This is a genomic window from Lysobacter koreensis (assembly GCF_042677045.1).
Taxonomy (GTDB): domain Bacteria; phylum Pseudomonadota; class Gammaproteobacteria; order Xanthomonadales; family Xanthomonadaceae; genus Lysobacter_K; species Lysobacter_K koreensis.
Genome location: NZ_JBHTIH010000008.1, coordinates 113476 through 131281, shown reverse-complemented (window position 1 = coordinate 131281; position 17806 = coordinate 113476). Strand labels below are relative to the sequence as shown.

At 69.5% G+C, this 17806-nt stretch carries 19 protein-coding genes and 1 pseudogene; 6 read left to right on the top strand and 14 right to left on the bottom strand.

Going from position 1 to position 17806, the window contains the following annotated elements; genetic code table 11:
• Positions 1–25: 25 nt before the first annotated feature.
• The 8 genes from ACFQZQ_RS14395 to ACFQZQ_RS14360 form a co-directional block, all read right to left on the bottom strand.
• Positions 26–1369, bottom strand: a complete 1344-nt coding sequence (locus tag ACFQZQ_RS14395; protein ID WP_386813616.1) for an NTP/NDP exchange transporter — start codon at positions 1367–1369, stop codon at positions 26–28.
• Between the two features lie 7 nt (positions 1370–1376).
• Positions 1377–2345: an aldo/keto reductase gene (locus tag ACFQZQ_RS14390; RefSeq protein ID WP_386813615.1), complete on the bottom strand. Its 969-nt coding sequence runs from the start codon at positions 2343–2345 to the stop codon at positions 1377–1379.
• A gap of 90 nt (positions 2346–2435) precedes the next feature.
• Positions 2436–3314 carry a DUF72 domain-containing protein gene (locus ACFQZQ_RS14385; protein WP_386813681.1) on the bottom strand — a complete coding sequence of 293 codons (879 nt, stop codon included), beginning with the start codon at positions 3312–3314 and terminating at the stop codon, positions 2436–2438.
• Positions 3314–3523, bottom strand: a complete 210-nt coding sequence (locus ACFQZQ_RS14380) for a hypothetical protein (protein ID WP_386813614.1) — start codon at positions 3521–3523, stop codon at positions 3314–3316. The genes ACFQZQ_RS14385 and ACFQZQ_RS14380 overlap by 1 nt, the downstream gene beginning before the upstream one ends.
• A 470-nt stretch (positions 3524–3993) precedes the next feature.
• The gene (locus ACFQZQ_RS14375) at positions 3994–5808 is read right to left on the bottom strand and encodes a DUF885 domain-containing protein (RefSeq protein ID WP_386813613.1); all 1815 of its coding nucleotides are present in this window, start codon (positions 5806–5808) and stop codon (positions 3994–3996) included.
• Between the two features lie 96 nt (positions 5809–5904).
• Positions 5905–6723, bottom strand: a complete 819-nt coding sequence (gene fdhD / locus ACFQZQ_RS14370) for a formate dehydrogenase accessory sulfurtransferase FdhD (protein ID WP_386813612.1) — start codon at positions 6721–6723, stop codon at positions 5905–5907.
• The gene (locus ACFQZQ_RS14365; protein ID WP_386813611.1) at positions 6708–6944 is read right to left on the bottom strand and encodes a helix-turn-helix domain-containing protein; all 237 of its coding nucleotides are present in this window, start codon (positions 6942–6944) and stop codon (positions 6708–6710) included. The genes fdhD and ACFQZQ_RS14365 overlap by 16 nt, the downstream gene beginning before the upstream one ends.
• Positions 6941–9400, bottom strand: coding sequence for an FdhF/YdeP family oxidoreductase (locus tag ACFQZQ_RS14360; protein WP_386813610.1), 2460 nt, complete (start codon positions 9398–9400; stop codon positions 6941–6943). Before ACFQZQ_RS14360 ends, ACFQZQ_RS14365 begins: the two co-directional genes overlap by 4 nt.
• A gap of 148 nt (positions 9401–9548) precedes the next feature.
• Here ACFQZQ_RS14360 and ACFQZQ_RS14355 point away from each other — a divergent pair, with 148 nt between their 5' ends.
• Positions 9549–10418 (top strand): DUF2785 domain-containing protein, encoded by an 870-nt coding sequence (locus tag ACFQZQ_RS14355; RefSeq protein WP_386813609.1) that lies wholly within the window; start codon positions 9549–9551, stop codon positions 10416–10418.
• A 7-nt stretch (positions 10419–10425) separates the two neighbouring features.
• On the opposite strand, the gene ACFQZQ_RS14350 is transcribed toward ACFQZQ_RS14355, so the two are convergent.
• On the bottom strand, positions 10426–10734 hold the full coding sequence (locus ACFQZQ_RS14350) for a hypothetical protein (protein WP_386813608.1): 309 nt from the start codon (positions 10732–10734) through the stop codon (positions 10426–10428).
• A 104-nt stretch (positions 10735–10838) separates the two neighbouring features.
• Here ACFQZQ_RS14350 and speG point away from each other — a divergent pair, with 104 nt between their 5' ends.
• Together speG and ACFQZQ_RS14340 are read left to right on the top strand one after the other, a co-directional pair.
• On the top strand, positions 10839–11411 hold the full coding sequence (gene speG / locus ACFQZQ_RS14345) for a spermidine N1-acetyltransferase (RefSeq protein ID WP_386813607.1): 573 nt from the start codon (positions 10839–10841) through the stop codon (positions 11409–11411).
• Between the two features lie 75 nt (positions 11412–11486).
• A complete protein-coding gene (locus ACFQZQ_RS14340) occupies positions 11487–12065 on the top strand; it encodes an NADPH-dependent FMN reductase (RefSeq protein ID WP_386813606.1) in 579 nt (192 codons plus the stop codon).
• Positions 12066–12181: 116 nt separating this feature from the next.
• Here the strand turns inward: ACFQZQ_RS14340 and ACFQZQ_RS14335 are convergent, their stop codons facing one another.
• Both ACFQZQ_RS14335 and ACFQZQ_RS14330 read right to left on the bottom strand, forming a co-directional pair.
• Positions 12182–13006 (bottom strand): peptidylprolyl isomerase, encoded by an 825-nt coding sequence (locus ACFQZQ_RS14335; protein ID WP_386813680.1) that lies wholly within the window; start codon positions 13004–13006, stop codon positions 12182–12184.
• Positions 13007–13310: 304 nt separating this feature from the next.
• Positions 13311–13481, bottom strand: a pseudogene (locus ACFQZQ_RS14330) (HupB); the annotation flags it as partial.
• 170 nt (positions 13482–13651) lie between these two features.
• Between ACFQZQ_RS14330 and ACFQZQ_RS14325 the strand changes: the two are divergent.
• The gene (locus ACFQZQ_RS14325; RefSeq protein WP_386813605.1) at positions 13652–14017 is read left to right on the top strand and encodes a PadR family transcriptional regulator; all 366 of its coding nucleotides are present in this window, start codon (positions 13652–13654) and stop codon (positions 14015–14017) included.
• Positions 14014–14967: a sensor domain-containing protein gene (locus tag ACFQZQ_RS14320; protein WP_386813604.1), complete on the top strand. Its 954-nt coding sequence runs from the start codon at positions 14014–14016 to the stop codon at positions 14965–14967. Before ACFQZQ_RS14325 ends, ACFQZQ_RS14320 begins: the two co-directional genes overlap by 4 nt.
• An 88-nt stretch (positions 14968–15055) precedes the next feature.
• Here ACFQZQ_RS14320 and ACFQZQ_RS14315 read toward each other — a convergent pair whose 3' ends face one another.
• The 3 genes from ACFQZQ_RS14315 to ACFQZQ_RS14305 all read right to left on the bottom strand — a co-directional run bounded on the left by ACFQZQ_RS14315 (position 15056) and on the right by ACFQZQ_RS14305 (position 17423).
• Positions 15056–15334: a TFIIB-type zinc ribbon-containing protein gene (locus tag ACFQZQ_RS14315; protein WP_386813603.1), complete on the bottom strand. Its 279-nt coding sequence runs from the start codon at positions 15332–15334 to the stop codon at positions 15056–15058.
• A 75-nt stretch (positions 15335–15409) separates the two neighbouring features.
• The gene (locus tag ACFQZQ_RS14310; RefSeq protein WP_386813679.1) at positions 15410–16678 is read right to left on the bottom strand and encodes a polyhydroxyalkanoate depolymerase; all 1269 of its coding nucleotides are present in this window, start codon (positions 16676–16678) and stop codon (positions 15410–15412) included.
• Between the two features lie 136 nt (positions 16679–16814).
• Positions 16815–17423 carry a class I SAM-dependent DNA methyltransferase gene (locus ACFQZQ_RS14305; RefSeq protein WP_386813602.1) on the bottom strand — a complete coding sequence of 203 codons (609 nt, stop codon included), beginning with the start codon at positions 17421–17423 and terminating at the stop codon, positions 16815–16817.
• Between the two features lie 113 nt (positions 17424–17536).
• On the opposite strand from ACFQZQ_RS14305, the gene ACFQZQ_RS14300 reads away from it, so the two are divergent.
• The gene (locus ACFQZQ_RS14300) at positions 17537–17803 is read left to right on the top strand and encodes a hypothetical protein (RefSeq protein WP_386813601.1); all 267 of its coding nucleotides are present in this window, start codon (positions 17537–17539) and stop codon (positions 17801–17803) included.
• The last annotated feature ends 3 nt before the right edge of the window (positions 17804–17806 follow it).

Genomic DNA, 17806 nt, shown 5'->3' with positions numbered 1-17806 from the left:
GATTTGCAGTCAAAGCAAATCCCCCTTAGTCCCCCTTTTCCAAAGGGGGAGGAAAAGCGGCGGCGTTCAGCGCGTGGGGTGGCGCCGGTACGTGTGCGTGACGCCCTTGCGCGCGAGCAAGGCCGAACCCGGTCGCCGCCCACGCCATGGCAATGCCGGCGCCGATCACCGCCGCGAGCGCCGGTTGCTGCGCGAGCATGTCGACCCCGACCTTGATCCAGGCGCTGACCGCATCGGCACCGCGGTAGACGACGGAGTCGATGAAGTTCTTGGCCTTGTACTTGGCCTCGACCGGTACGGCCGTGAACAGCATCTCGCGGCCGGGCCGCACGAACGCATACTCACCGGCGCGCCGCACCACCATCACCACCGCCAGCACCGCGAACACCGGCGCCAGCCCCAGCCACAGGAAGCCGAGCACGGTGATCACCGGCACCGCAACCAGCAACACGCCGATGCCGAGGCGCTGCGCGATGCGGCCGGTGATGAACAGCTGCGACACGATCGCCAGCGCCTGCACGAGTGCGTCGATCGTGCCGAACACGCGAGTCTGGTCGTCGCGGTCCGGGAAGTTGATCTCGACCATCCGGGCCTGCTCGAAGTACAGGAAGGTGGTGACGCTCGCGAGCAGCAGCACGAACGCGGCGATGCCGAGCAGGAACGGCGAGCGCAGCACGTCGGTGATGCCGGCCAGCGGGCTGCCACCTAGCGACTGGCGCCGCGCGCTTGCGCTGACCTGTTCGTGCAGCGGATGCGCATCGCGCCAATGCTGCAGGTGGCGCGCTGCGAGCGTCGCCACGACCAGCAGCGCCGCGGCCAGCCACAGCAGGCCGGCGTGGCCGATCGGTCCGACCAGGGCCACGCCGAGCAACGGCCCGACCAGCCCACCCAGGCTGGCGCCCGACGCCATCAACGCGAACGTGCGCTTGGCCTGGGCGGTGGGGAACAGGTCGGCGAGCACGCTCCACACCACCGAGATCGCGATCAGGTTGAATACCGACAGCCAGATGTAGAACGTCCGCGCAAACCAGAGGTTGTCCGGCTGCCAGTGGAAGCCGAGCGCGAACAGCGCCAGGTTCAGCGCGAAGAACGCGAAGGTCCACGGCAGGATGCGCCGGCGCTGCACGTGCGAGGCGATCCAGCCGAACAGCGGCATCGCCGCGAGCGTGGCGAAGAAGGTGCCGGTGAACAGCCACTGCAGGTTGTCGACGCCGCCGGCAATCCCCATCGTCTCGCGCACCGGCCGCAGCATGAAGTAGCCGGCGAACAGCAGGAAAAACAACGTCGCGCCGGCCAGCACCGGCATCGCCTCGTTCTCGGCCACGCCGAACAGGCGGACCACGACGCGCTGCAGCGCGGGCGCGGCCATTGCGGCTTCAGCCGATCGCCGCGACCAGCGCCGCGCGCTGTTTCTCGTCGAGCAGCGCGCCGGTGCCCGCCTTGAGGTTGTCGGTCTGGTGGTGCGGTTTGGAGGTGGCCGGGATCACCACCGTCACCGCCGGTTCGCTCAGCACGAACTTGAGGAACAGCTGGCCCCACGAATCGGCACCGACCTCGCTGGCCCAGGCCGGCACAGGTTTGCCCTTGACCTGCGCGAACAGGCGTCCGTCCTCGAACGCGCGGTTGACCATCACCGCGATGCCGAGCTCGCGCGCCAGCGGGAATATCGCCGTTTCGGCGCCGCGCGACACCGGCGAGTAGTTGATCTGCACGAAGTCGGGCTTGAGCCGGCGCATCTCGTCGGCCAGCTCCGCCTGCGCCTCCTCGCGGTAGTGGGTGAGGCCGGTGTAGCGCACCTTGCCTTGCTGCTGGAGTTCGCGTGCGAGTGCGAACTGGGTCTGGGTGTCGCGCAGGTTGTGCGCCTGCAGCAGCTCGACCTTGTCGGTCTGCAATCGGCGCAGCGAGTCGTTGAATTGCGCCAGGCCCTCGTCGCGGCCGCTCACGCCCGACAGCTTGGTGGCGAGAAATAGTTTGGGGCGCAGGCCGGCGTCGGCCACCAGATCTCCCAGCACGTCCTCGGCGCTGGAGTAGGTCGGCGCGGTGTCGATCACGGTGGCGCCGGCGGCGGTGAATCGCCGCAACACCTCGCGCAGCGGCGTGCGCGCGGCGGCATCGCGGCCGACTTCGAAACTGCCGGAGGTACCCATGCCGATGACCGGGATCTGTTCGCCGGATACGGGAATCGCGCGCTTCAACAGGGTGCCGCTGAATGGCGTGTCTGCGTGGGGAGCGGGAGGCGCCGCCAGTGGCGGCGCGCCCTCCTGGCTGCAGGCGACCAACGGCGCCAAGGCGAATCCGGCGGCGGTGAGCGTGGCGGTAGTGAGGAAGTCCCGACGGCTGGCCATGGCGCGGTCCCGTGTGGCGGAGGGTGCGGTCGATGCCCCGCCTAGGCTCGGCGCCCATCACGCGCTGGGAAAGTGCCGTTCGACACGGGGTCAGCGCGCTCCCAAGCGCGCGATCAACGCCTGGGCCGCCGCGGGGTTGCGTTGCTTGGCGCTGCCGATGAAGTAAACGAACACGTCGCGTTGCCCGCCTTGGTCCGCGGCTGTGCCGACATGCGGCAAATCGTCCGGATCGCCGCCGCCGGCCCACTGCCGCGCGCGTTGCGCCCAGCGCTCGAGTTCGGCATCCGGGTAGCCCGTCGCGATCGCGCGCGAGCGCATCAGGCGCGCGTAGACGAAGTCGCCGGTGAGGTCGGCCAGCGACGGGTAGTCGGGCGAATCGGTGAACACGGTCGGGATGCGATGCGTGCGGGCGAGCGCCAGGTAGTCGTCGCTGCGGAAACTGTCGTGGCGGACCTCCAGCACATGCCGCAACGCGCGTCCGTCGAGCTCGCGCGGCAGGGCGTCGAGGAACGCGGCCAGGTCGTCGCGATCGAACACGCGGCTGGGCGGCAGCTGCCACAGGATCGGGCCTAGCTTGGCGCCGAACTCGGCCAGGCCGCCGGACACGAACGCGGCCGCGCCGCCGGCGGCCTTGGCGAGCGCGCCGCGTTCGGTGACGTAGCGCGGCGCCTTCAGCGAGAACACGAAGCCGTCCGGCGTATCCGCCGCCCACTTGGCGTAGGTCGCCGGCTTCTGTGCGCCGTAATAGGTGCCGTTGATCTCGATCGCGGTGAGCTGGCGGCTGGCGTACTCGAGCTCGCGCCGCTGCACCAAGCCGGCCGGGTAGAAGTTGTCGCGCCATGGCGCGTAGGTCCAGCCACCGATGCCGACGCGGATGCCGTCGACCGGCGTGGGTGCCGGCGTCGGCGATACCGCGCTCGCGAACAGGTCGGGCGCTTCGGTGTCCGGCGATTTCTTCCGCGCCGGCATCAGGCGACCGCCCACGCATCGTGACTGCGGAACCGCAGCAGGTGGCCTCCGAAGTCGCCCGCCTCGCTCTGCATCCTTGCGCCGACGGCTTTCGTCCATGCGCAAGGCATGTCGAGGTCCGCGACCACGCCGCGGGTTTGGCAACCGCCGGTCTCGTCGGCTTGCACGGCATGGTGGGGGATGATGGCGCTGCCAGTGGGTGCGGCCATGGCATGACTCCGCTGGGACGTGCCGGAGGATAGCGCCGACGTGCGTGAAGTTGCCGTCTCGCGTTTGATCATGGAAAGGTCACGGATTGGCGGGGCGCGCGCTCTGCAGCAGTGGATCGCGTTGTCGCCATCCCCAGGAGTTCCCCCTTTGAAAAAGGCGGCTAGGGGGATTGGCCTTTGCTGCTTGCCTGCATGATCGCCATGGCGATCGACCACGGCTCAAACGCGCAGGCCGGAGCCACCAGAGTGGCGGATCCGCGGTTTCGCCGTGCAACGGCAACGGCAATTCCTCCCCAACCCTCCTTTTTCCAAAGGAGGGAGCGAAAGCCAAGGCGCTGGATCCCCGCTTTCGCGGAGATGGTGGATTGGTACAGCCGCGCGCTTTGCGAGAGAGCGACGTCACTGGATCCCCGCTTACAGCATGCGGGGATGACGGATTGGCAAAGCCGCGCTTTGCGCGGGCCAATCCGTCACTTGATCGGCTCGTCGAGCATCAATTGGCGGGCGAAGCGCACCGGCGGGGAGCCGTACGACAGCAGCTTGTCGTGGTACGCCTTGAGGTCGAACTTGTCGCCGGCGCGCTTCTGCGCCTCGTTGCGCAGGTCGATGTGCTCGCTGTAGCCGACGAAGTAGGTCGGCAGTTGCGCCGAGGTCAGCTGCGCGCGCACCCACTTGCCGGCGGCCTCGCGCTCCTGCTGGAACGTGGTGACCGTCATCAGCTTCATCGCGTCCTCGCGGCTCATGCCGTCGACGTGGATCGCCTGGTCGAGGATCGCGTTGGCGGTGGCGCGCAACGCCCACTTGCGCTGGATCAGCTGCATCAGCGGGTCGCCGCCCATGTAGCCGGCGTCGTCCATGACCTTCTCGCCGTACATGCCCCAGCCCTCGATGAACGGGCCGGAGCCGAGCACCGCGCGCAGCGTCGACGGATGCTTGTTCGAATGGGCGATCTGCAGGTAGTGGCCCGGCATCGCCTCGTGGATGCTCAGCTCGTGGATCGAGCGGGTGTTGTATTCGCGCAGGAACGAGTCGACCTGTTCGGCGCTCCAGTCGTCCGGGATCGGCGACACCGCGTAGAACGTGTCTAGGCCCTTGTCGAGCGGGCCAGGCGAATCGCAGTACGCGACCGCGACGCCGCGCTGGAACTCGGGCATCAGGATGATCTCGACCGGCGTGTCGGGCACGGTCGCGAGGTTCTTCTCGCGCACGAACGCGGTCGCCTGCGCGGTGGAGGTCTTGGCCAGCTCTACCACCTTGTCGCGGGCGGGGCGGTCGGCGTAAGCGAGCGCCAGCGCGGCCTCGATCACCGCCTGCTGCTGCGCGTCGCTGGGGGCGTCGGGCATCTGCGCCGGCGCGCCCGGCTTGCCGGCCAGCGCCGTGCGCGCGATCCCGTACATCTCGGCGCGCACGCGCTTGATCTCGGCCTCGGCGCGCTGGCGGATGTCGGCGCGCGACAGCGGCGAGTTCAGCGCGAACGCCAGCTTCTCGTCGTACAGCGTCTGGCCGATGCGGAAGTCGCCCTTGGCATTGGGCACCAGGGTCTTGTCGAGCCACGCCTGCTGCTCGGCCACCGCCTTGCGCAGGCCGGCGATCGCGGTGTCCAGGCGCTTGCGCTCGTCGCCGGACAGTTGCTTGGCCTGCGGCACGATCAGTTCGTCGACCAGGCTGAGCACGCCGGCGTTCTGCTTGGCGACGGTCTCGGCGTGGATTTTCGGCACGCGCGCGGGATCAAGGTTCTCGCGCATCTGCGCGAACAGGCCCGGGATCTTCTCCATGCGCGCGGTCGCGGCCTTGAGCCGCTGCGGCATCGGCGCGAACTCGCGCGCCATCAGCGTGTACAGCGCGCCGCCGGCCAGCTGGCTGTAGAGCTGCGGGTCCCAGGCCCAGCTCTGCAGGGTCTGCGCGCCCCACAGGTCGTACTTGACCTGGTTGCGCAGGATCGCCGCGTCGACCTGGTTCTCGCGCGACAGCGTGCTGGCGTCGAGGGTGTCGAGCTCGGCCAGCATCTTCTGGTTGAACTCAATGGATTTCTGGCGCCCGGCGGCGCTGAGGTCGTCGATCTGCTCGTCGAAGCGGTGGTCGCCGGTCTGCGTCGCCGCGACCGGCTGCAGCGCGAGCCAGCCGTCGAGCCAGCGCTTGGACAGGTCGGCGAAGCGCGCATCGGCCTGCGCGGTCGACGCGGCGGCCTGCGCCACGGGGGCCGCGCTCGGCGCCGGCGCGGACCGCGGCTGGCACGCGGCGAGGGTGGCGATCAACACGGCGACGGCGAGCGGGGTGGGGCGCATGGGGTTCTCATCGAACGGTGCGGGACGAAGTGGCAAGAATAAGCCCGGTGGGCCGACGCGCGCGCGGGTGTGGCTTGGCTTGACGTGGCGGCGTGCTCAGTCGCGCGAGGCGACGATCCGCGCGGGATGGGTGTAGACGTTGAGCGTGTCGCCGCGCGCGAACGCGGCCAGGGTAATCCCGGCTTCGTCGGCGATGCGGATCGCCAGGTCGGTCGGGGCGGAGATCGCGATCACCGCGCCGATGCCGGCAGTCGCGGCCTTGTGCACGATCTCGTAGGACGCGCGCGAGGTGATGACCAGGAAGCCATGGCGCCGGTCGATCGGCATGGGGTGCACGGCGAGCGCGCCGACCAGCTTGTCGAGCGCGTTGTGGCGGCCGACGTCCTCGCGCACCAGCAGGCCGTCGGGGTGCACGAAGCCCGCGGCGTGCACCCCGCCGCTGAGCGCGTTGAGCGGCTGCTGGTGGGACAGCGCCGCCAACGCGGTGCGGATCGCGGCGGTGGATACATCGGCGGGGACAGCCACCCGAGGCACCGGCCGCAGCGCATCGCGCAGCGATTCGACCCCGCACAAGCCGCAGCCGCTGCGGCCTTCGAGGTTGCGGCGGCGGTGCTCCAGCGCGTCGAAGCGGGCCTGCGGGATCGCCCCGTGCAAGGCGATGCCGGCGTCGCTGCGCACGGTGTCGACCAGGCGGAATTCGTCGGCGCGCGCGACGATGCCTTCGCCGAGCGCGAAACCGAGTGCGAAGTCGTCCAGGTCGGACGGCGTGGCCATCATCACCGCGAACGGCAGGCCGTTGTAGAGCAGCGCGACTGGGGTCTCGACCACGACCGCATCCTCGTGCTCGCTGCGCGTGCCGTGGTGGATGCGCTGCGCGCGCAGCCGGTGCAGGCCGTGGCTCAGGTCGTCGCGCACAGGTGCCGTCCCTTGTCGGTCAGCCACAGCACGCAGCGCTCTCCGTCGGCGCGCTGCTCGACCAGGTCGAGGCCGTCGAAGCGTGGGTCGTCGCCGAGCGCGGCCAGCAGCCGCTGCAGTTCGCTCAGTCCCAGGCCCAGCCGTTTGGCGACGCGGTGGATCGACTGGCCGTCTTCCGACGCCAGCAGGCGCAGGAGCGCGAGGGCCTGGTCGTCGCTCATGCTGGGTCGTCGCGTAGGGCGGGCTCCAGCCCGCCGTCCAGGATCGCGTCGGCAGCCGTGGCCACGTCGCGGGTCGCGTTCGGCGGGCTGGAGCCCCTACGCGACAGCCGCACCGGGATCGACTTCGATGCCGGCGTGCGCGCGCGTTCGGCGTAGCTGCCCAGCGGCACCAGCGCGTTGGTTTCCGGGAAGTAGCTCGCCAGGCAGCCGGGCGGGATGTCGTACTCGACCAGGCGGAAGTCGTGCACGCTGCGCTCGCCGTCGCTCCACACCGAAGTGATGTCGACATGCTCGCCGGCGGCAAAACCGTGCCGGGCCAGGTCGGTGGCCGAGATGAAGCACACCCGCCGCGTCCCGTGCACGCCGCGGTAGCGGTCGTCGAGGCCGTAGATGGTGGTGTTGTACTGGTCGTGCGAGCGCACCGTCATGAGGGTGAACGGCGCGTCATCGGTTTTTCCTTCTCCCGGCGGGAGAAGGTGCCCGAAGGGCGAATGAGGGGTCGACGGGTGGTGGAGATTTGACGCTTGCGGCGGCCCCTCACCCCAACCCCTCTCCCGGCGGGAGAGGGGCTCATTCGGGACCAACTGATGCGGGAAAAACACCGCCTTGCCGCTCGCCGTCGGGAACTCACGCTCGCGCGCCGGATGCCGCAGGTGGAAGCCGCCCGGCACGCGCACCCTCGCGTTGAAATCCGCGAAGCCCTCGACCACTTCGGCGATCTTGTCGCGGATGCGGTCGTAGTCCTCGACCAGCGCCAGCCACGGCGTGCGGCTGTGCGGCAGCGTCGCCGCGGCCAGCCGCGCGACGATCGCCGGTTCCGACAGCAGCTGGGTGGAAGCCGGCGGGTTCATCCCCGACGACAGGTGCACCATGCTCATCGAGTCCTCGACCGTTACCGCCTGCGGGCCGCCCGCCTGCAGGTCGATCTCGGTGCGGCCCAGGCACGGCAGGATCAGCGCCTGCCCCCCGTGCACCAGGTGCGAGCGGTTGAGCTTGGTGCTCACGTGCACCGTCAGTGCGCAGCGACGCAGTGCCTCGTGCACGTGCGCGCTGTCGGGCGTGGCTGCGGCGAAGTTGCCGCCCATCGCGAAGAACACCTGGCCGCGGCCGTCGTGCATCGCCTCGATCGCGGCGATGGTGTCGAAGCCGTGCGCGCGCGGTGGAGCGAACGCGAACGCGCGACCGAGCTTGTCCAGGAACGCGTCGGGCATCCTCTCGAAGATGCCCATCGTGCGGTCGCCCTGCACGTTGGAGTGGCCGCGCACCGGGCACGGGCCGGCGCCGGGCCGGCCGATGTTCCCGCGCAGCAGCAGCAGGTTGTTGAGCATCTGGATCGTGGCGACGCTGCGGTGGTGCTGGGTGATGCCCATCCCCCAGCACAGGATCGTGGCGCCGCTGTCGAGGTAGACCTGCGCGGCCTGCTCCAGCTGCGTGCGGGACAGGCCGGACTCGCGCTCGAGGTCCGCCCAGTCCGTTGCCCGCAGCGTCGTGGCGAATGCCTCGTAGCCGCTGCAATGATTGCGTATGAAATCCCCGTCTACGGCTGCGTGGTCGACGGCGTCGTGCTCGACCACCAGCTTGCACAGCGCGGTCGCCACCGCGAGGTCGCCGCCGATCCGCGGCTGGAAGTAGTGCGAGCTCAGGCGCACGCCACCGCCGAGCAGGTCAGCCGGCGACTTCGGGTCGGCGAAGCGCTCCAGCCCGCGTTCGCGCAACGGATTGAACGAAACGATGCGGGCACCGCGCTTGGCCGCGCTGCGCAGCTCGCCGAGCATGCGCGGGTGGTTGGTGCCCGGGTTCTGGCCGAAGATGAAGATCGCGTCGGCCAGTTCGAAGTCGTCGAGCGTGACCGAGCCCTTGCCGCTGCCGATCTGCTCGGTCATCGCCACGCCCGACGCCTCGTGGCACATGTTCGAGCAGTCGGGCAGGTTGTTGGTGCCGAACTCGCGCACGAACAGCTGGTAGAGAAACGCGGCTTCGTTGGAGGTCCGCCCGGAGGTGTAGAAGATCGCCTCGTCCGGCGAGGCCAGGCCGTTGAGCGCGGTGGCGATCGTCGCAAACGCGGCGTCCCATGCGATCGGCACGTAGTGATCGCTCGCGGGGTCGTAAATCATCGGCTCGGTCAGGCGGCCTTGCGCCTCCAGGAACTGGTCATCGAACCCGGCCAGCACGCTGACGGTGTGCGCGGCGAACAGCTCGCGGCTCGCGCGCTTGGCCGTCGCCTCGTTGGCCACTGCCTTGACCCCGTTCTCGCAGAACTCGAACGTCGAGTGCGCGTTGCGGTCCGGCCACGCGCAGCCCGGGCAGTCGAAGCCGCGCGGCTGGTTGGTACGCAGCAGGGTGGTCGCGCCCTTGAGCCCGACATGCTGCTCGCGCAACGCCTGCCACGAACTCTTCAGCGCATCCCAGCCGCCGGCCGGCTTGGCGTAGGGCTCGATCTTGTCGTCATCGGCCATGGTGCCGGCGCCTCGCGTGGTTCGCCGCGATGATAGCCAATCGCGGACAGGCGGCTGGTGAGGGTTGCTGCTAGCGTTCGTGCGGGATCTGGATCTTGGCCAGGGCAGGGGAATCGCGATGCGACAGGCAAGGGGTTGGACGTTGGCAGTGTGCGCGCTATTTTTCTTCGCCTCCCCGGCGCTGGCCGCGGCGTGCGCCCCGCACGACTGGACGCCGGCGTCGCTCACCGCGCTCAAGGCGCGCGGGTTCTTGCTGGCCGATGCCCGCGCGCGCGCGGCCCTGGCGCTGGGCCTGGTCGACTGCCTCGGCGACCCGGACCCGGGCGTGCGCGACGGCATCGCCTACGAGGGGTTGTCGACGTGGATGCGCAAGAGCGAGCTGCCGCCCGCACAACTGCGGGTGCTGCGCGGCCGGCTCGGCGCGTTGCTGAATGCACCGGCCGGCGACGGCTTCGCGCCGCCGTTCGCGGCGCTGGTGCTGGCGGAGGTCGCGCGCACCGACCGCATCGCGCCGTGGATGACGCCGGCCGAGCGCGCGACGATGGTCGAGCGCGCCGCGACCTACGTGACCGCGGTGCGCGACTACCGCGGCTACGACGACCGTGCCGGCTGGCGCCACGGCGTCGCCCACGGTGCGGACTGGCTGCTGCAGCTGGCGTTGAACCCGCGGGTCAATGCCACCCAGCTGGACCGCATCGTCGATGCGGCCGGCGCCCAGGTCGTGCCGGCGCAGCCGCACGCCTACGTGTTCGGCGAGCCCGAGCGGCTCGCGCGCCCGGTGCTGTACGCCGCGCAACGCGGCTTCCGCGACGAGGCGGCATGGACGGCCTGGCTGGCCGCGTTGCCGGGCCGGATCGGCGACCCCGGCCTGGCCTACCGCGACAGCGCGTGGCTGGCGCGGCGCCACGATCTGCTCGCGTTCCTGCAGGCGTTGTACGTCAACGCCGATGCCAGCGACGACGCGCGCTTCAAGGTGCTGTTGCCGGGCGTCACCGCGACGTTGAAGTCACTACCCTGAGCTTGGGCTACTGGTTGTCGTGCCAGTCCTCGTCGGACTCGAACTCGACCAGCACGTCCAGGTCGAACGCCAGTGCCTCGACCGCCTCGCGCACGCGCTTGGCGGTCGCATCGTTGGGCGCGTCGATCTCGATCTCGTGCGCGTCCGGGCCGCTGACATCGCTGAGACCGGCGGAGCTGGAATCGGCGTCGTCCATGCCCGGCATCAGGTCGGCGACTTCCTCGACATGTTCGATGCCATCGATGCTGGACAGCAGGTTGCCGATCGCACGGGCATCGTCGTCGCTACCGGTCACGCGTAAACGCATCAGGGGCATGGGGGCGGTTCCAGATCAGGGGGGACTGCAGGCTAGGAAGCGCGCGGCTAACGCGGCGTGATGGCGTCATGCGAATTGGCGCCGGGCTGGAGTAGGGTTTACACATGAACACGCCCCCCGCGACCCCCGCCGTAGCCGCCATGCCGACCCTGGCCAACGTCACCCTGCGCCCGCTCGAGCGCGGCGACCTCAATTTCGTCCACCAGCTCAACAACAACCGCAGCATCATGGGCTACTGGTTCGAGGAGCCGTACGAGTCCTACGTCGAGCTCGAGGAGCTGTACCGCAAGCACATCCACGACCAGTCCGAGCGCCGCTTCATCATCGAGGACCACAACAAGGAGCGCGCCGGCCTGGTCGAGCTGGTCGAGATCGACCACCTGCACCGGCGCGCCGAGTTCCTGATCATGATTTCGCCCGAGCAGCAGGGCCACGGTTTCGCCAAGGCCGCCACCCGCGCGGCGATCAACTACGCATTCCGGGTGCTCAACCTCTACAAGCTCTACCTGCTGGTCGACGTCGACAACGCGCCGGCGATCCACGTCTACGAGGACGCCGGCTTCAAGCCCGAGGGCGTGCTGGTCGACGAGTTCTTCAGCGACGGCCGCTACCGGTCGGTGGTGCGCATGTGCCTGTTCCAGCACGAGGTGCTCGACCAGGCGCCTGCGCCGCGCTGAGAGCTTGCTAGCGCCGGGCTACGCCCGAGCGCGCCGCGGCGTATCGTCGGCAACTCCCCCAGCGCAGGAGCGGCCATGTCCAGCCCCATCAACCTCCTCGGCATCTCCGGCAGCCTGCGCCGCGGCTCGTACAACACCGCGCTGCTGCGTGCGGCGCAATCGCTGGCGGCACCGGCGGCCTCGCTCGAGGTCGCCACCCTGCACGACATCCCGCTCTACGACGGCGACCTCGAGCAGCAGCACGGCTTGCCCGCCGCGGTCGAGACGCTCAAGGCGCGGGTCGTCGCCTGCGACGGCTTGCTGCTGGTCACGCCCGAGTACAACAACGGCATCCCCGGGGTGTTCAAGAACGCGATCGACTGGCTGTCGCGCCCGGCCGCGGACATCCCGCGGGTGTTCGGCGATCGCCCGGTGGCGCTGCTGGGCGCCTCGCCCGGCGGCTTCGGCACGATCCTGGCCCAGAACGCCTGGTTGCCGGTGCTGCGGACGCTGGGCACGGCGCAATGGAACGGCGGGCGGCTGCTGGTGTCCAAGGCCGGCGCGGTGTTCGACGGCGACGGCGAGCTTCAGGACGAGGCGGTGCGTGGGCGCCTGCGCGAGTTCGTGCAGGGCTTCGCGCGGTTCTGCCTGGAGCGCCGCGCGGCCGCGATGTAGTCGCTGGTTTTCCCGGGCCCGCGACGAACGCTGGTGTGGCCCGACGGTGGGCGTTGGCAGTCGACGCGGGCCGGCGGGGCCGTGCCACGCGCGGCCCGCTTGCCATCCAGGCGCGGCTACTTCTTCGCCACCTCGCGCACCGGCAACGGCACGTTGCACAGGTCGATGTGGCCGGCCGGCACCTTGTACCAGTCGTCGCGGCGGTTGCGGCGTGCCTCGACCAGTTCCTCGAACAGCGGCGTACCGGTGCGCAGCACTTCCAGCGCCGTACGCTCCTTCTTCGGCACGTCGCTGGCCAAGCGGATCGCCTTGATCGCGGTGCGCTGCTCGGGCTTCTCATAGAAGCCCAGCGGGCCGGTGCCGCGTGGCAGCACCGACAGCTTCTCCATGCCCTGCACGACGCGGCCGACCATCGTGATGTTGCGGTCGAGCTGGCGCGGCGACTGGCCGGTGACCACGTATAGCTCGGTGCCGTTGCTGGAGTCGGCCGCGGTGTCGCGGCCGGCGCCGACCATGCCGTAGCAATGCGCGAGCCACGCGGTTCCGGCCTCGGGGTTGCGCGCGGCCGGGAAGCCCTGGGCGAAGCCGACCTGCGGCGCCCAGCCGTCGCGGTCGGGCAGGGCGTGGAAGTCCAGCCCGGCCGCCTTGCGCTCGAACTCGGCCGGCAGCTTGGCCTTGGCCTTGCCCAGCGACTTGCGATCCTTGTCGTCTTCGGCCGGGTCGCCCCACTGCACGACGAAGTTGTCCTGCGAGCGGTTGATGCTCATGCCGTTCCAGTAGCCGGCGTGGGCGAGGGTGCGGATGTTGCCGACGTGCGCGGGCGCGAAGCCCGGCGCCAGTTCGATCACCACGCGGCCGGCATCAAGTTCGAGGTAGACGGTGTTCTTCGGGTCGAGCCGGCGCCAGTCGCCCGGCGTGGAGGCGTCGAGAATTTCCTGCATGCCGCGCGGCTTGGCCGCGGGCGGCTCGGCAGCCTGGCCGTGGGCGGCCGTCACGGCGCCGAGCAGGGCAAGCAACAACGCGGACGACAGCAGCTGCGGTTTCGACACGGTGGTGCTCCCCAGGTGGATGAGCGGCCGATTCTGGCGCAGCTGTGCAGCTTCAGCCAGCGGGCCTGTTTCAGGCAGCAGCGGAGCATGCTTGCCTGGCTCGTCATCCCCGCCTCCACGGGAATGACGAGCAAGAAGAGACGTGCATCGCAATGCACGCCAGCCATCGCGTCTGGCCAGCACCTGCTCAATGCTTCTTGCGGCCCGAGCCCGACTTCTTGCCGCCGCCATCGAGCTTGTTGACCGTCGCCCAGGCGATGCGTTCTGCATCCTCTTGCGAGCGGCCTTCCTTGCGCTCGCTTTCCTCGATGTGTTGCGCCTGGCGCTTCTGCTTGTCGGTGTAGGCGGATTTGTCGCCGCGGGGCATGGGACTCTCCTGGCGCCAAGCGGGAGTGGCGCACGGGCGATGTAGCAGCGCAGGGGTGGATGCAGCGCCAAAAACCCATGACCAACGACCTGCGGTGACTAACGGCAGGGGCGCTATAGCGAAGTGCGCACTAGCTTGTGCCCAAGCCCAGCGAACCTGTGGACGCCGCGATGAGCGACCTCGATACCCAACTGCGAAAGTTCCAGAAGGAACTCAGCGCCGGCACCGTGTCGCTGGCGTTGCTGGCGGTGCTGGCCGCGGCGGCCGAGCCGATGTATGGCTACCAGATCGCCAAGCGCCTGGAGCGCACCGGCGAGGGCGTGCTCAGCGGCAAGCAGAGCGCGCTGTACCCGGTGCTGCGCAACCTCGGCGCCGCCGGCCTGCTCGAAAGCCACGTCGAGCCGTCGGACGCCGGTCCGCCGCGCCGCTACTACCGCATCACCCGCGCCGGGCACGACGTCCTGCGTGAATGGGTCGCCGCCTGGCGCGCGACCCGCGATTCCGTCGATTCCGTCCTCGAAGGGCTGCCCGCATGAACGCCTCCAATACCTTCAACGCCAGCGCCTTGCCGGCCACGATCCCCGAATACCTCGAGCAGCTGCGCAGGTCGCTGGCCGGGGCCGACCCGGCGCTGGTCCACGACGCGCTGTACGACGCCGAGGAGTATCTGCGTTCGGAACTGGCCGAGAACCCGGGCAAGAGCGAGGCGCAGGTGATCGCCTCGGTCGCCGGCAGTTACGGCGCGCCCGACGAGGTCGCCGAGATCTACCGCGACACCGAGGTCACGGTGCAGACCGCGCTGCGCGCGCCGCCGCCGCCGCCGCGCAAGTCGGTCTTCGGTCGCTTCTTCGGCGTCGCCGCCGAACCGCGCACCTATGCGGCGCTGTTCTACATGCTGCTGTCGCTGGCCACCGGCATCTTCTACTTCACCTGGGTAGTCACCGGCGCATCGTTGTCGGCGGGGCTTGCGGTGCTGATCATCGGCATCCCGTTCGTAATCCTGTTCCTGGGTTCGGTGCGGGTGCTGTCGCTGGTCGAGGGCCGGCTGGTCGAGGTCATGCTCGGCCAACGCATGCCACGCCGCCCGTTGTACAGCGGGCGCGGCAAGCCGTGGCTGGAGCGGATCAAGGACCTGTTCGTCGACCCGCGCACCTGGGGCACGCTGCTGTACTTCCTGCTGATGCTGCCGCTGGGCATCGTCTATTTCACGCTCGCGGTGACGCTGTTGTCGGTGTCGCTCGCCTTTATCGCCGCGCCGGTGGCCGTGTTGTTCGACGGCTTCGGCAGCGGGCTGTGGATCGACGACGGGTTCGTGCACATCGGCGACCTGACGGCGACGACCTCGCTGGAGATCTGGCACCTGCCGCTGCTGTTCGTGGCCGGCGTGCTGCTGCTGTTCGCGACCCTGCACCTGGCGCGCGGCATCGGCACGATGCACGGCCAGCTGGCCAAGCACCTGCTGGTGAAGACGGCGCAGTACGACTGACCGCCGCGCAGGCAAAAGTAAAGGCCCGGCGAAGCGATTCGCCGGGCCTTGTGCTTGCTGGATCGCTTGCTGGGTTACTTGTCTGGAATCAGAAGTCGAACAGCTCGCCGAGCAGGCCCTTCTTTTTCTTGTGCCGGTAGTGGTCCGAGCCGCGCTCGTCGTAGCGCGGCGGCGGCTGCGACGGCTGCGGCTGGGCGTGGCGCTGCGGCGGCAACGGCGGCGGTGACTCGGCGCTGGCGCGCTCGATCAGCTTGTCCAGTTCGCCACGGTCCAGCCACACGCCACGGCACTGCGGGCAGTAGTCGATCTCGATGCCTTGTCGATCGGACATCACCAGGTTCACGCCTTTGCAGACGGGACAATCCATCGCGGTCTCCTTGGTTGCGCGGTCCGCGCGGATCGCGCGGGCCTCCCCACTAGGTCCGGGCGTTACTCGCGGAAATCAAGCCGCGCTGGCCGACGTGGCCGACGCGGCATGGCGCGCGATGAAGTCGCGCACCTGCGGGTAAACCTGCTCGCGCCAGCGGCGGCCGCTGAAGATACCGTAGTGGCCGGCGCCCTCGACGATGTAGTGCTGCTGGTCGCGCTCGGGGATGCCGCTGCACAGCTGGTGCGCGGCGCGGGTCTGGCCCTGGCCGGAGATATCGTCCAGCTCGCCCTCGACCGTCATCAGCGCGGTGCCGGTGATCGCGCCGGGGTTCACGCGCTCGCCTTTCACGTCCCACAGCCCACGCGGCAGCAGGTGCTCCTGGAACACGATGCGCACCGTGTCGAGGTAGTACTCGGCGGGCATGTCGAGCACCGCGTTGTACTCGTCGTAGAAGCGGCGGTGCGATTCGGCGTCCTCGAGGTCGCCCTTGAGCAGGTCCTGGTAGAAGTCCCAGTGCGACTGGAAGTGGCGCTCGGGGTTCATCGCCACGAAGCCGCCGTGCTGCATGAAGCCCGGGTACACGCGGCGGCCCGCGCCGGGGTAGTTAGCCGGCACGTTGTGGATGAGGTTGCCCTCGAACCACCACAGCGGCTTCTGCACCGCGAGGTCGTTGACCTGGGTCGGGTTCTGGCGGGTGTCGATCGGCCCGCCCATCATCACCAGCGAGCGCGGCGTCGGCTCGCCGCGCGCGGCCATCAGCGACACCGCGGCCAGCACCGGCACGGTCGGCTGGCAAACGCTGATCACGTGCAGATCGGCCGCACCGATGGTGCGGATGAACTCCTCGATGTACTGCACGTAGTCGTCGAGGTGGAACGCGCCTTCCTCGGCCGGCACCATGCGCGCGTCGACCCAGTCGGTGATGTAGACCTTGTGGTCGCGCAGCAGGGTCTTGACGGTGTCGCGCAGCAGCGTGGCGTGGTGGCCCGACAACGGCGCGACCACCAGCACCGGCGGGTCGTCCTTGAAGTCGGCGATGTTGTCGGCGTCGTCGGCGAAGCGCTTGAAGCGCAGCAGCCGGCAGAACGGCTTGTCGACCACCACCCGCTCGATCACCGGGTACTCGCGGCCGTCTACCTCGATGCGGTGGATGCCGAACTCGGGCTTCTCGTAGTCCTTGCCGATCCGGTACAGCAGCTCGTAGCCGGCCGACATGCGGGTCGCGCCGGGCAGGGTCGACAGCCAGCTGCCGGGGGCGGCGAACATCTTCGCGCCCGCGTCGGCCCAGTAGGTCATCGGGGCCATCCAGGCGCGGCCGAGTTCGTGCATCTGATAAAGCAACATCGTGTTCGATCCCCTGTAACAGAGCCTGGTTCGCAGAGCTTGCGGAAGCTCATGTTGCGTTGCAGCGTAACGGATCGGCCGGGCCCGAAAGTGAACAGCCGTCACGCCCGGATTGCGCGCCCAAGTGACTGATTCAGGATGGGATTTCCAGCGCCGCCACGCCGTCGCGCAGCCCAGGCGACAGCCACAGGTGCGAGCCCAGCGCGGCCAGCCCCAGCGCCTCGAAGCGCTGCCGGTAGAACCTCGCCGGGCGGCGCTTGAAGCCGTGGGTGTCGCCGTCGATGCCGTCCTCGCGGGTGAAGGTCTCCAGGAACGCGACCCCGCCGCACAGCTCGCCCAGTGCCGGCAGGCCGCGGTCGAGTTCGCGGGTGTCGAGGTAATGCAGCACGTCGCTGCACACCAGCAGGTCGACCGGCGCGCACGGCCGCAGGTGCGCGAAGTCGGCGAAGCGCGCGTGGTGCAGGTTGCGGCGCGCGCCGAAGCGCGCAATCGCATATTCGCTGCTGTCGAAGCCGAGGTACTGCAGCTTCGGCCGCAGCTTCAGCAGCGGTGCGCGCCACGGGCCTTCGCCGCAGCCGATATCGAGCACGCTGCGGATCGGGCGCTCGAGGTGGTACTCGGCGGTGGCGACCGCCAGCGCGACCTTGCGCACGAGCCGCGCGCGCCCGCCGATTTCCTCGCCGCGGGCGACGGGACCGCGGTACCAGCGGTCGAAGTAGGCGGCGTCGTAGTGCTTGGTCATCGGCAGGCTCAATGCAATCGCGGAATTCGGCGCGGGCATCCTAGCGTGGCTGTTCACGCGATGCGCGCAGGCGCGGCGCTAGCGTGCACGCTCCCCACTCCAAGGAACGCCGCATGACCGACGAGCGCAACATCGCCCATGACAAGAAGGTCGCCGACGAGAAACGCAACCGCGGCGAAGACCCGACCGGCAACGCCGCCGTGCAACCGCAGCCGGGCAAGAAGCCGGCGCAGGTCGACGACGACACCGACCCCTCCAACACGCGCGCCCGCGAGATGTACAAGGACGGCGATGCGCCGCGCGACCACGCGCACGAGAGCGTCGACAACCCGCCCGAAGCCGAGCAGCGCGACAAGCCCCAGGCCGGTGACAGTGCCTGAGGC